Annotated in this window: 14 protein-coding genes and 1 riboswitch; of the genes, 7 read left to right on the plus strand and 7 right to left on the minus strand. The window is 70.5% G+C overall.

The annotated features are described in order from the left end of the window. Window positions 1-68: 68 nt before the first annotated feature. A complete protein-coding gene (locus ABT324_RS29250) occupies window positions 69-674 on the minus strand; it encodes a TetR/AcrR family transcriptional regulator (RefSeq protein WP_351184006.1) in 606 nt (201 codons plus the stop codon). A gap of 114 nt (window positions 675-788) precedes the next feature. On the opposite strand from ABT324_RS29250, the gene ABT324_RS29255 reads away from it, so the two are divergent. Beyond that, window positions 789-1,613, plus strand: coding sequence for an SDR family NAD(P)-dependent oxidoreductase (locus tag ABT324_RS29255; RefSeq protein ID WP_351184008.1), 825 nt, complete (start codon window positions 789-791; stop codon window positions 1,611-1,613). 219 nt (window positions 1,614-1,832) lie between these two features. Here the strand turns inward: ABT324_RS29255 and ABT324_RS29260 are convergent, their stop codons facing one another. From ABT324_RS29260 to moaA, 3 genes are all read right to left on the minus strand, one after another. After that, window positions 1,833-2,453, minus strand: a complete 621-nt coding sequence (locus tag ABT324_RS29260; protein ID WP_351184010.1) for a transglycosylase family protein — start codon at window positions 2,451-2,453, stop codon at window positions 1,833-1,835. A 1-nt stretch (window position 2,454) separates the two neighbouring features. Next, a riboswitch (cyclic di-AMP (ydaO/yuaA leader) is annotated at window positions 2,455-2,600 on the minus strand. 570 nt (window positions 2,601-3,170) lie between these two features. After that, window positions 3,171-3,452, minus strand: a complete 282-nt coding sequence (locus ABT324_RS29265) for a MoaD/ThiS family protein (RefSeq protein ID WP_351184012.1) — start codon at window positions 3,450-3,452, stop codon at window positions 3,171-3,173. A gap of 4 nt (window positions 3,453-3,456) precedes the next feature. Further along, window positions 3,457-4,515 carry a GTP 3',8-cyclase MoaA gene (gene moaA, locus ABT324_RS29270; protein ID WP_351184014.1) on the minus strand — a complete coding sequence of 353 codons (1,059 nt, stop codon included), beginning with the start codon at window positions 4,513-4,515 and terminating at the stop codon, window positions 3,457-3,459. Window positions 4,516-4,698: 183 nt separating this feature from the next. On the opposite strand from moaA, the gene ABT324_RS29275 reads away from it, so the two are divergent. The 5 genes from ABT324_RS29275 to ABT324_RS29295 all read left to right on the plus strand — a co-directional run bounded on the left by ABT324_RS29275 (window position 4,699) and on the right by ABT324_RS29295 (window position 8,564). Then, window positions 4,699-5,100 (plus strand): TOBE domain-containing protein, encoded by a 402-nt coding sequence (locus ABT324_RS29275; RefSeq protein ID WP_351184016.1) that lies wholly within the window; start codon window positions 4,699-4,701, stop codon window positions 5,098-5,100. Next, window positions 5,100-5,843 (plus strand): molybdate ABC transporter substrate-binding protein, encoded by a 744-nt coding sequence (gene modA / locus ABT324_RS29280; protein ID WP_351184018.1) that lies wholly within the window; start codon window positions 5,100-5,102, stop codon window positions 5,841-5,843. The genes ABT324_RS29275 and modA overlap by 1 nt, the downstream gene beginning before the upstream one ends. A gap of 86 nt (window positions 5,844-5,929) precedes the next feature. Further along, window positions 5,930-6,691 (plus strand): ABC transporter permease, encoded by a 762-nt coding sequence (locus tag ABT324_RS29285; protein WP_351184020.1) that lies wholly within the window; start codon window positions 5,930-5,932, stop codon window positions 6,689-6,691. After that, on the plus strand, window positions 6,688-7,776 hold the full coding sequence (locus tag ABT324_RS29290) for a sulfate/molybdate ABC transporter ATP-binding protein (protein ID WP_351184022.1): 1,089 nt from the start codon (window positions 6,688-6,690) through the stop codon (window positions 7,774-7,776). Before ABT324_RS29285 ends, ABT324_RS29290 begins: the two co-directional genes overlap by 4 nt. 26 nt (window positions 7,777-7,802) lie before the next feature. Beyond that, complete coding sequence (locus ABT324_RS29295) at window positions 7,803-8,564, plus strand: HAD-IIA family hydrolase (protein ID WP_351184081.1); 762 nt, start codon at window positions 7,803-7,805, stop codon at window positions 8,562-8,564. A gap of 33 nt (window positions 8,565-8,597) precedes the next feature. Here the strand turns inward: ABT324_RS29295 and ABT324_RS29300 are convergent, their stop codons facing one another. The 3 genes from ABT324_RS29300 to ABT324_RS29310 form a co-directional block, all read right to left on the minus strand. Continuing rightward, on the minus strand, window positions 8,598-8,867 hold the full coding sequence (locus ABT324_RS29300) for a hypothetical protein (protein WP_351184024.1): 270 nt from the start codon (window positions 8,865-8,867) through the stop codon (window positions 8,598-8,600). A gap of 80 nt (window positions 8,868-8,947) precedes the next feature. Then, window positions 8,948-9,346 (minus strand): YccF domain-containing protein, encoded by a 399-nt coding sequence (locus tag ABT324_RS29305; protein WP_351184026.1) that lies wholly within the window; start codon window positions 9,344-9,346, stop codon window positions 8,948-8,950. A 410-nt stretch (window positions 9,347-9,756) separates the two neighbouring features. Then, the gene (locus tag ABT324_RS29310) at window positions 9,757-10,545 is read right to left on the minus strand and encodes a PhzF family phenazine biosynthesis protein (RefSeq protein WP_351184028.1); all 789 of its coding nucleotides are present in this window, start codon (window positions 10,543-10,545) and stop codon (window positions 9,757-9,759) included. Window positions 10,546-10,654: 109 nt separating this feature from the next. On the opposite strand from ABT324_RS29310, the gene ABT324_RS29315 reads away from it, so the two are divergent. After that, complete coding sequence (locus ABT324_RS29315; RefSeq protein ID WP_351184030.1) at window positions 10,655-12,313, plus strand: AMP-binding protein; 1,659 nt, start codon at window positions 10,655-10,657, stop codon at window positions 12,311-12,313. Window positions 12,314-12,317: the final 4 nt, after the last annotated feature.

A 12,317-nucleotide genomic window follows, 5' to 3' on the forward strand; every position in this document is an offset into this window, starting at 1 on the left:
GCCGAGGAGTGGGTGAACTGCCCCTGAGGGTCGTGAGTGCGTAACAGTGTTCGAACACTGTTACGCACTCACGACCCCTGCGCTGGGCGGAAGGCGCGGAGCGTGGCCTCGACCAGGGCGTCGGCGAAGGTGTCGTCGAGCGGGTGCGAGCGTTCCAGCCAGCGCTGGGTCAGCGGCGCGTAGAGGAAGTCCAGGACGAGGTCCAGGTCCGCGTCGGGGTCGAGCTGACCCGCTCGCTGCGCGCTGCGCAGGCGTTGCTTCTTCGCCTCGCGCATCGGCGCTTCCATCTTCTCCCGGTAGAGGGCGGCGAGGTCCGGATCGGTGATGATCTCGGCGTGCAGCGCCCGGATCGGCGCCTCGAACCCGGCATCGGCGAATTCGGCCGCGGTCGCGCGCAGCACGGTCTTGAGGTCGGCTTCGAGGTCGCCGGTGTCGGGCAGCGCGATGCCGTCGTCGCCCTCGCTGAGGACGAGGATCGAGTCGAAGACGACCGCGCCCTTCGAGGGCCACCAGCGGTAGATCGTCTGCTTGCCGACCCCGGCTCGGGCCGCGATCGCCTCGATCGTGAGCTTGGCGTAGCCGACCTCGCTCACCAGCTCGCGTGCTGCGGTCAGGATCGCCACCCTGGACCGCTCGCTGCGGCGGGTGGTGTTGGGGCGCTTCTCCTGGGGCACCCGACCAGCCTATCCCGAAACGAGACGTTTCGTCTTGACAAAGGCTCGGAACGCGGCGCATGCTGTGCCGCAGAACGAGACGAACCGTCTCGTCTCGATGAGAAGAGGCACTGCATGCGAAACGGCGAGCCCCGCACCTGGTTCATCACCGGTGCCGCCCGCGGACTCGGCCGGGCGTTCACCGAAGCGGCGCTGGCGGCGGGCGATCAGGTCGTCGGCATCGCCCGGGACGTCGCGCCCCTGGACGAGCTGGTCGCGACCAGCGGCGGCCGCCTGGTCGCCTTCCCGCTGGACGTCTCCGACCGCGCCGCGGTCTTCGCGGGCGTCGAGCGGGCGGTGGCCGCGTTCGGGCGGCTGGACGTCGTGGTCAACAACGCGGGCGGCGCCTTCCTCGGCATGCTCGAGGAGGTCACCGAGGAGCAGGCGCGGACGCACCTGGACACCAACTTCTTCGGTGCGCTGTGGGTGAGCCAAGCGGTGGTGCCCCACCTGCGGGCGCAGGGCTCCGGCCACATCCTCGCGGTCTCGTCGATGGGCCCGTTCGGCGGCTTCGCGGGGGTCGGGCTCTACGCGGCAGGCAAGGCGGCACTGGACTCGATGAGCGAAGCGTTGGCGATGGAGGTGGAGCGCTTCGGCATCAAGGTCACGATCCTCGGCCCGGGCGGCTACCGCACCGACCTGTTCACCCGAGGCCTGACCACGACCGACGAGCACGAGGCGTACGCCCCCCTGCGCGAGTGGCTGCGAACCCTCTGGTCGGAGTCGGAGGACTACGACCCGGAGAAGGCGGCCGAAGTGGTCATGGAACTCGTGACCACCCCGGAACCCCCGAAGCGCCTAATCCTCGGCAGCGCGGCCTACGACATGGTCCAAGCCATGAACCAAGACCTCATCAATGACCTGGCCAAGTCAGAACACCTCAGCAGGCGGGCTCAGTAACCCCCGGACCCGGTCATGCCTGGCACGAGTCGACCGCACCCAGGCGTACACCTGGGTCGCGGTTCCGCTCCCCGCGCCGCTCGCAAGACGGCCGCAGGAGAAGAAGGGACCCCCCACCGCTGGGGGCGTGCGGTGGGGGGTCCCAACAGGAGCGGAGCACGTGCCGTGTCGGGGGTACGACACGTACTCCTCGCCGACCGGCTCAGCCGGTCGACCAGATCACTTGATGTCGAGCTGCTGGCCCGGGAAGATCAGGTTCGGGTCGCTGATGATGTCCGAGTTGCGCTCGGCGATCTGCTGGTAGCTGACGCCGAACTTCTCGCCGATCTTGCTCAGCGTGTCGCCCAGCTGGACCGTGTAGTCCCCGCCGCCGGTCTTGACCTGCGGTTTCTGGGTGGTCTGCTTGGTCTGGACCTTGGTCTGGGTCTTGCTGGTGACCTTCTTCTGGGTCACCTTGGTGCTCGTCTTGGTGGAGCCGCTGGCCCAGTTGGTCTTGGACGTGCAGCCCGGCCAGGCGTTGGGGCCCTGCGCAGCGAGGACCTTCTCGGCGACCGCGATCTGCTGCTCGCGGGTGGCCTGGTGGGCGCTGCTGGCGTACTGGGTGCCGCCGAAGGCGGCCCAGGTGGACTGGCTGAACTGCAGTCCGCCGTAGTAGCCGTTGCCGGTGTTGATGCTCCAGTTACCGCTGCTCTCGCACTGCGCGAGGGTGTCCCAGTCGGCGGCGTTGGCCATCGGGGCGATCGCGATCGGGGACGCGACCACCGCGCCGGCGACGGCGACGCGGGCAACGGTGCGGCTGGTATTGGAAGGCTTGCGGTGCTTGCCCTTGTAGCGAGCCATGATCCTCTCTCCTGCCGCGCCTGCGAGGTGAGCTGTCGGGTTCGGGCTGAGAGGCAGCCCGGCCGGCTCGGGGGAACCGGCTTCACCCCTAGGGCTTCGGGGAGCCCGGTGGTTGGGTCCCCCGCCCCTGTCCGGTGTTCCTGTTTCGGGGGTCGGAAGCCCGCCGGACAGGGTTCGGCGCTGCGGGCTTCCCGTTCTTCGCTGATCGGTTCGGGGCCGACCGAGGAGCGACACTACGTAACCAACGAGGAGATCCCAAATCTTCGTCCCTGTGACGCTGGTCACGTAACAAGTGGAACGGGTGCGTCGATCCGAGACGTTTTCGCTGATCAGAGCGTTGTTATCAAGTCGTTTCCTGGCTGAGATCGATCACCGTCGGTGAGGCGTGGGTCACCACATTGCTCGCCTGGTGCATCCCGCGCCGCAGGCGTTCGCGCCGCCCGGAGGGGTGGTCTCACGCCTCCGCTGGCGTGCGCGACCGTGCGAACCCGATCACGAGAAAGGTTCGCATCGATGCGGAGGGTAGTGATCTGTATCGCCGGATCAGGAGCCCTTAAGGCTGTCGAAGGACCAGGCTCCGCAGTCAAGATCGACATGGCCTGTGCCGAGACCCAAATGTCACCTGAAAGGGAATGTACGACACGCCGGGGAATGTTGTATTCGCGCACGCGCGCGCCCGCACGCGTGCGCAGTAATAAGGTGACGGATCCCGGTGGTTCAGCCGCCCGCGAACGGCGGCAGGACGTCCAGCGTGGCCTGGGCGGGCACCCCGGTCCCGCGGTCCCGGACGGCGACCCCGTCGAGCAGGAAACTGCAGGCGGGAAGCACCTTCGCCAGCCCCTCGTCGTGCAGCTCCAGCACCGCCGCGAGGACGTCGGAAACGGTCACCGGCGCCGCCAGGCGCACCGCCTCCTCCGGGACCCCGGCAGCGGCGCGCGCGCCCGCGAAGTACCGCACCTGCACCGAAACCGTGCCGACCTGCTCCGGCACCGCCGTCATCGGCTCACCCTCCGATAGCGCTCATCGGCCGGGACGGCTGCGCGAACTCACCCGAGTCCATGCCGTGCCCGGCGGCCTTCGCCCACATCGTGCCCTGCCAGAGCCGAATCAGTTCCGCGTCGTCGGCGCCGGCTCGCATCGGCCCCCGCAGGTCCGTCTCCGCGGTGGAGAACAGGCAGGAGCGGAGCTGGCCGTCGGCGGTGAGCCGGGTGCGGTCGCACGCCGCGCAGAACGGCCGGGTGACCGAGGCGATCACGCCCACGGTGGCGGGCCCGCCGTCGACCAGCCAGCGCTCGGCCGGTGCGGAACCGCGCTCGGCGACGTCCGGGCTGAGGCTGAACTCGGCGCTGAGGAGGTCCAGGATCTCGTCGGCGGTGATCATCTGCGCGCGGTCCCACTCGTGCTGCGCGTCCAGCGGCATCTGCTCGATGAACCGCAGCTGGTAGCCGTGCTCGATGCAGTAGCGCAGCAGCTCGGGGGCCTCGTGGTCGTTGATCCCGCGCATCAGCACCGCGTTGACCTTGACCGGCTCCAGCTGCATCCGCTTGGCCGCGGCCAGCCCGGCGAGCACGTCGTCCAGCCGATCACGCCTGGTCAGCTGCTTGAAGACGGCGGGGTCGAGGGTGTCCAGCGAGACGTTGACCCGGTTCAGACCGGCCCGCACCAGCGGCTCGGCGTAGTCGCCGAGGTTGATCCCGTTGGTGGTCAGCGAGGTCTTCGGGCTGCCGGGCAGCGCGGAGGTGGCGCCGATGATGTCCACCAGGTCCTGCCGCAGCAGCGGTTCGCCGCCGGTGAAGCGGACCGAGGTCACCCCGAGCTCCTCGACGGCGATGCGGATCAGCCGGTTCATCTCCGCGGTGTCGAGCAGCTCGGCGCGTTTGAGCCAGGGCAGGCCCTCGGCGGGCATGCAGTAGGTGCAGCGCAGGTTGCACTTGTCGATGAGGGACACGCGCAGGTCGGTGGCGACCCGACCGAAGCGGTCCACCAGCTGCGGGGTATCCGGCCGTGCGGACGTGTCGATCGTGTTGCGCACGAACGGGATTCCCAGGTCCACCGAGGTCACCCCTCGACCCTAACCCCCCGCACCGACGAATTTCGATCGCGGAAGGCAGTTCGTGCGGAACACCGACCGCATCCTGGACTGCGGGACCTCAGGTGGGAGGAAAGTACGAAGCCGGTCGGCGATCCGGATTCACGGGTGCCGTGCCCTGGATCCGACCGCAGCTGCGGAAGTATTGTCCTCTGCGTGCCGCAATATCGGATCGCCGAAGCCGCCGGGCTGCTCGGCGTCAGCGACGACACGGTGCGCCGGTGGGTCGACGGCGGGCAGCTGCACGCGCAGCGGGACGCCTCCGGTCGACTCGTCGTGGACGGCGCCGAGCTCGCCGGGTTCGCCCGCGACCAGGCGCGTTCCACGCCTGACCCCTCCGGGGTCGGGCGGTCGGCCCGCAACCGCCTGGTCGGACTGGTCACCGAGGTGATCTCGGACCGGGTGATGTCCCAGGTGGAGATGCAGTGCGGGCCGCACCGGGTGGTGTCGCTGATGAGCACCGAGGCGGTCCACGAGCTCGGCCTGCGGCCGGGGGTGTTGGCGGTGGCGGTGGTCAAGTCGACCAACGTCGTGGTGGAGACGCCGGGAGAGTCGTGATGGCGAAGCTCAAGCTGATCACCGGAGCGCTGCTGGCGCTGGTGCTGTTCGCCGGGTGCGGGCAGGCCGGGTCCGAGCAGCAGCGCACGCTGACCGTGCTGGCCGCGGCGTCGCTGACCGAGTCCTTCGACGAGCTGGGCGCGCGGTTCACCGCCGAGCACCCGGACGTGCGGGTGCAGTTCGACTACCAGGGCTCGTCGACGCTGGCCGAGCAGATCGAGCAGGGGCGGCCGGCGGACGTCTTCGCCTCGGCGGACGAGGAGAACATGGCCAAGGTGCGCGACCTCGTCGGCGCCCCGCAGACCTTCGCGACCAACCAGCTGACGATCGTGGTCCCGCCCGGCAACCCGGCGGGGATCGGCTCGTTGGCCGACCTGTCCGGCGACCACGCCGTGGTGGTGTGCGCGCCGCAGGTGCCGTGCGGTTCGGCGGCGCAGCAGGTGACGCGGGCGGCCGGGGTGCGGGTCAAGCCGGTCAGCGAGGAGAACGACGTCAAGTCGGTGCTGCAGAAGGTCGTCGCGGGCGAGGCCGACGCCGGGCTGGTGTACGTCACCGACGCCAAGGCGGCGGGGGAGAAGGTCCAGGTGATCGACTTCCCGGAGTCGCAGCAGGCGGTCAACTCCTACCCGGTCGCGACCGTCAACGGCGCGCCCGACCCCGAGCTGGCGGCCCAGTTCGTCGAGTTCGTGCGGGGACCGGTCGGTCGCGAGGTCCTCGCCCACCACGGCTTCGGCACCCCATGACCCCACCCCGTCCCGTGCAGACGCGATCTCGGTGGAGATCAGACGTCCGACCTCCACCGAGGTCGCACACCACCCAGGTCCCGGTGGTGCTCTGGACACCTGCGGTGCTCGCGCTCGCACTGGTGGTCCTACCGGTCTTCGGGCTGCTGACCAGGGTGGATCCGGCCGAGCTGCCGGGGCTGCTGCTCAGCCCGGCCGCCCTCGACGCGCTGCGGCTCTCCGTCGTCACCGGACTCATCTCCACCGGGCTGTCACTGCTGCTCGGCGGTCCGCTCGCGGTGGTCCTGGCGAGGTCCCGGATGCGCGGACTGCGCGTGGTGCGCGCCTTCGTGCTGCTGCCACTGGTGCTGCCGCCGGTCGTCGGCGGGCTGGCCCTGCTCTACCTGCTCGGCCGCACCGGGCCGCTCGGGCAGCTCCTCGACGTCGTGGGCCTCCGCCTGCCGTACACCACGACAGCCGTGGTGCTGGCCCAGACGTTCGTCGCCATGCCGTTCCTGGTGGTCGGCCTCGAGGGGGCCCTGCGCACGGCAGGCGGGAGGTACGAGCAGGTAGCCGCCACGCTGGGTGCCGGGCCGTGGTTGGCCTTCCGGCGGGTGACCGTGCCGCTGCTGCTGCCCGCGCTCGGGTCGAGCCTGGTGCTGACCTTCGCGCGCGCGTTGGGCGAGTTCGGCGCGACGATCACCTTCGCCGGGAGCTTGCAGGGCACCACCCGCACCCTCCCGCTGGCCATCTACACCACCGCTCAGTCCGATGTGGACGCAGCGGTGGCGATGTCGTTGTTGCTGGTGGTGGTGGCCCTGGTGGTGATCGTGGTGGCCCGACCCAGAGCAGTGGAGGGGCGGCTGTGAGCGGGTTGTGGACCGACGTCGAGCTGCGGCGGTCGGAGTTCGCGCTGCGCGCCGAGCTGGCGGTCGCCCCCGGCGAGGTGCTGGCGGTGCTCGGCCCGAACGGGGCCGGCAAGTCGACCCTGCTGTCGGTGCTGGCCGGGCAGCTGGTGCCGGACCGGGGGCGGGTCGAGCTCGACGGCGTGCCGTGGCTGGACACCGAGCGCGGGATCGCGGTGCCGACACACCGACGGGGTGTCGGGCTGCTCGCCCAGGACCCGCTGCTGTTCCCGAACCTCACGGCGCTGGAGAACGTGGCCTTCGGCCCGCGCGCGGCCGGGCTCAGCAAGGCGGGAGCGCGGGAGGTCGCCGCGCGCTGGCTGTCCGAAGTGGATGTCGCCGAGCTCGCCGGGCGGCGGCCCGGGCAGCTCTCCGGTGGCCAGGCCCAGCGGGTCGCGCTGGCGCGCGCCCTGGCGGCAGACCCGGAGCTGCTGCTGCTCGACGAGCCGCTGGCCGCGCTCGACGTCGACGCCGCCCCGGCGATGCGCGGCCTGCTGCACCAGGTGCTCCGGCGCCAGGAGAAACCGACCGTGCTGGTCACCCACGACGTGCTGGACGCGGTCGTGCTGGCCGACCGGCTCGTGGTGCTGCTCGACGGCTGCATCGTCGAGCAGGGGCCGACCCGTGAAGTGCTCTCCCGGCCGAAGGAACCGTTCACCGCGCGGGTCGCCGGGCTCAACCTGGTGCCCGGGGTGGCGCGTGACGGCGGGGTCGAGTTCGGTGGCACCGTGCTCAGCGGCCGGGTCGCGGAGGACGTCGACCAGGGCGAACCAGCGGCGGCGGTGTTCGCGCCCGCCGCGGTGGCGGTGCACCGCGAGCCGCCGGGCGGCAGCCCGCGCAACGCGCTGCCGGTGCGCTTGGCCGGGCTTGAGCCGCGCGGCGACGTTGTGCGGGTGCGCGGGGTGGTGCGGGACTGCTCGCTGGCCGCGGACATCACCCCGGCAGCCGTCGCCGACCTGCGGCTGACCAGCGACGACGAGGTGTGGTTCGCAGTCAAGGCCGCTGAGGTAGCAATCCACCCGCTGTCCGGAGGATCATTCGGGGCGTGACTGAGCCATCCCCCTGGACGTACCTGATGGACATGGACGGCGTGCTCGTGCACGAGGAGCACATGGTGCCCGGAGCGGACGCCCTGCTGGCGGCGCTGCGGGAGAACGACGTCCCGTTCCTGGTTTTCACCAACAACTCGATCTACACCCCGCGCGATCTGCGGGCCCGACTGCTGCGCACCGGGCTGGACGTCCCGGAGGAGGCGATCTGGACCTCCGCGCTGGCCACCGCGCAGTTCCTGGAGAACCAGCGGCCGGGCGGCTCGGCCTACGTGGTCGGCGAATCCGGGCTGACCACGGCGCTGCACAACATCGGCTACGTGCTCACCGACCGCGACCCGGACTACGTCATCCTCGGCGAGACCCGCACCTACAGCTTCGAGGCGATCACCAAGGCGATCCGGCTGGTCGAGGGCGGTGCGCGGTTCATCGCCACGAACCCGGACGAGAAGGGCCCGAGCCGTGAGGGCACGCTCCCGGCCACCGGCGCGGTCGCCGCGCTGATCGAACGGGTCACCGGGCGCGCACCGTACTACGTGGGCAAGCCGAACCCCCTGATGATGCGCTCCGCGCTGCGGCACCTGCGGGTGCACTCGGAGAACACGCTGATGATCGGCGACCGGATGGACACCGACGTGCGGTCCGGCCTGGAGTCGGGGCTGCAGACGATCCTGGTGCTGTCCGGGATCTCCAACGAGAGCACCGCCGAGCTGTTCCCATACCGGCCGACGAAGGTGGTCAGCTCCGTCGCCGAGCTCGTCGACAACGTCCTGGACCCGTTCAGCTGACGCCCGCGGTGGGTGCGCAGCCAGCCTGCGCACTCACCGGGTGGCGGTCTGGTGCGGGAGGTCGACGGCGATGGCGTTGGTGACGTGGTTGAGCTCGTCGGCCATCCGCTCGGCCGCGTCGCGCACCAGCTCGGCGCGGCGGCTCAGCGAGCTGGACCAGTGGCGCTGGGCGGCGGCCAGCCGGTCGAGCAGGTCCGCGTGCAGGCGCAGCCGCTCGACCGCGGCCCAGTCCGCCGCCTCGGGGTGCCGGAAGGCCCGGTCGATGGCTGCTGCGACTCGCTCCAGCTCGAGTTCGGTGATCACCGGCACCCCCAGTTCGGCGTGTGGGCTGACGTAGGAGAGAGGCGTTCGGAGCGGTCCCTCGTACGCCGTTGTGCCGAACGTCACCTCCGCATGAACGCGTACGGGTCGTCGGCGTCGACGATCCGCTTGCCCAGCGGCATCAGCGAGACCGGGATCAGCTTGAAGTTGGCGATGCCCAGCGGGATGCCGATGATCGTGACGCACTGCAGGAAGCCCGTGACGATGTGGCCGAGCGCCAGCCACCAGCCGGCTAGCACCAGCCACAGGATGTTGCCGATCCCCGACATCACGCCCGCGGTCGGCTCGCCCACCAGGCGCCGACCGAAGGGCCAGAGCGCGAAGTTCGCCATCCGGAACGAGGCGATCGCGAACGGGATGCCGATGATCGTGATGGCCAGCAGGATCCCGGCGAACGCGTACCCGAGGGCCATCCACAGCCCTCCGAACACCAGCCAGATGACGTTCAGCAACAAGCGCATGCCCCCACGGTGCCAGTCCTAGGTGCGGAGCGGATCAGGGGAACCCCGGAGTCCCCCCGAACCCTCCGCCTCGCCCCTCTGACGTCCGCAGTTTCAATTGAAACTGCGATCCCCGCCCACGGTCCCCCGCAGTTTCAATTGAAACTGCGGACCTCGGCCGCTGGTGACCACAGCTCCGGCCGAGGCGGCCGGTCGGTGCCGTCGTGGGGGTGTGGTTCCGGTCGTGGAGGCGCAGTTTCAATTGAAACTGCGAAGCGCACGCGTGGATGACCGCAGTTTCAACTGAAACTGCGGTCGGTCGTGGCGGACTGCCGTTGTTGTTGGTGCTACACGGCCCGGCCGTCGGAGGCGGTGGTTGCGGTTGGTGCTGCGGGGTTTGGGGGTTGGAGGTCGTGGTTGGGGGTGCGGGGTCAGGCTTGGAGGTTGCCGGTGAGGATGGTGACGGCTTGGCCGCGGAGGTCGACGCGGTCGCCGCGCAGGGCCATGCGGACCGTGCCGCCGCGGGCGGAGGCCTGTTCGCCGACGAAGTCCGCGTCCCGCGGGTCGCGGTGGAGCCGCTCCGCCCACCAGGTCGCCAGGGTGCAGTGCGCGGAGCCGGTCACCGGGTCCTCCTGGATGCCGACCTGCGGGGAGAACACCCGGCTGACGAAGTCGATGCCCGGCCGGTCGCCGGGAGCCGTGATGATCACGCCGCGGGACGGGACGGTGGCCAGCGCCGCGAAGTCCGGGCGCACCGCGCGGACCTCGTCCGCCGACGCGGCTTGCACGAGGATCTTCGTGGTGGCTTGAGCGGTCGCCTCGACGGTGATGCCGGGGAGGCCGGCGGCGATCGCCTCCGGCTGCTCCACCAGCTCGGCCCGGTCGGCGGGGAAGTCCATCCCGATCCAGCCGTCGGACAGCGCAGTGCAGGTCAGGATGCCGCTGCGGGTGTCGAAGCGCTGGTCGCCGCCGAGCACGTGCGCGGTCGCCAGGGTCGCGTGCCCGCACAGCGGGACCTCGGTGGTCGGGGTGAACCAGCGCAACGGCTTCGGCTCGCCCGCCGGGCCGCCGACCTCGACGAACGCGGTCTCGGAGTGCCGCAGCTCGGTGGCCACCGACTGCATCCACGCCGGATCGGCGGAGGAGTCCAGCAGCACGACCCCGGCGGGGTTCCCGGCGAAGGCGGTGTCGGTGAAGGCATCCACGACGAAGGCACGCACCCCAGAACCCTACGAGGACTCGCCGTCGCGCCACCCACCCGCCGTCTGCGACCTGCGGGTGGTCCGTACCCGCGTTCGGGGGTGGTCCGCGGGTGGGGGACGGGACAAGATGGGTGATCCGTCTCACGTGTTCGTCGGGGAGGTAGTCACCGTGGATGCCGTCCAGCTCAGCTACGACTCGGGTGTCTCGGACGTGCCGTTGCTGGGGGAGACGATCGGGGCGAACCTCGATCGGCTCGCCGCCCGGTTCCCGGAGCGGGACGCCCTGGTGGAGTGCGCGACCGGCCGCCGCTGGACCTACCGGGAGTTCGTCGCCGACGTCGACGCGCTGGCGGTCGGCCTGCTGGACGCCGGGATCGGCAAGGGCGACCGGGTCGGGATCTGGTCGCCGAACCGCGCCGAGTGGACGCTGATCCAGTACGCGACCGCGAAGATCGGCGCGATCCTGGTCAACATCAACCCCGCCTACCGGGCGCACGAGCTGGAGTACGTGCTCAACCAGGCCGGGATCCGGATGCTGGTGTCAGCGAAGTCGTTCAAGTCCTCCGACTACGTCGAGCTCGTCGCGCAGGTGCGGCCGAAGTGCGCCGACCTGGAGCAGGTGGTGTTCCTCGGCGATCCCGAGTGGGAGCGGCTGGCCGGGGCGACCGCGGATCCGCAGCGGCTGGCCGCGGTGGAGCTCTCCGCCGACGAGCCGATCAACATCCAGTACACCTCGGGCACCACCGGGTTCCCCAAGGGCGCGACGCTGTCGCACCACAACATCCTGAACAACGGGTTCTTCGTCGGTGAGCTGTGCGGCTACCGCGAGGTCGACCGGGTGGCGATCGTGCCGCCGTTCTACCACTGCTTCGGCATGGTGATGGGCAACCTGGCCTGCACCAGCCACGGGGCGGCGATGGTGATCCCGGCGGAGGGCTTCGACCCGGTCGCGGCGCTGTCCGCGGTGGCCGCCGAGCGCTGCACTTCGCTGTACGGGGTGCCGACCATGTTCATCGCCGAGCTGGAGCACCCGGAGTTCGCCAGCTTCGACCTGTCCTCGCTGCGCACTGGGATCATGGCCGGTTCGCCGTGCCCGGTGGAGGTGATGAAGCAGGTCATCGACCGGATGGGGATGCGGGAGGTGTCGATCTGCTACGGCATGACCGAGACCTCGCCGGTGTCCACGCAGACCCGCGCGGACGACTCGCTGGAGCGCCGGGTGTCCACCGTGGGGCGGGTCGGCCCGCACCTGGAGATCAAGATCGTCGACCCGGTGACCGGGCTGACCGTGCCGCGCGGCACCCCGGGCGAGCTGTGCACCCGCGGGTACTCGGTGATGCTGGGCTACTGGGAGCAGCCGGACCGCACGGCCGAGGTCATCGACGCGGCCCGCTGGATGCACACCGGTGACCTGGCGGTGATGGACGACGACGGCTACGTGAGCATCACCGGGCGGATCAAGGACATGGTGATCCGCGGCGGCGAGAACATCTACCCGCGCGAGATCGAGGAGTTCCTCCACACCCACCCCGACGTGGTGGACGCGCAGGTCATCGGGGTTCCTGACGAGCGCTACGGCGAGGAGCTGATGGCCTGGGTGCGGCTGCGCGACGGGGCGGAGGAGTTGACGGCCGAGGCGCTGCGGGAGTTCTGCACCGGGAAGTTGGCGCACTACAAGATCCCGCGCTACGTGCACGTGGTGGGCGAGTTCCCGATGACGGTCACTGGCAAGATCCGCAAGGTCGAGATGCGGGAGATCGCCAAGGACCTCCTCGACCTCAGCTGACACC

The organism is Saccharopolyspora sp. NPDC000359 (assembly GCF_040300525.1).
Taxonomy (GTDB): Bacteria; Actinomycetota; Actinomycetes; order Mycobacteriales; family Pseudonocardiaceae; genus Saccharopolyspora.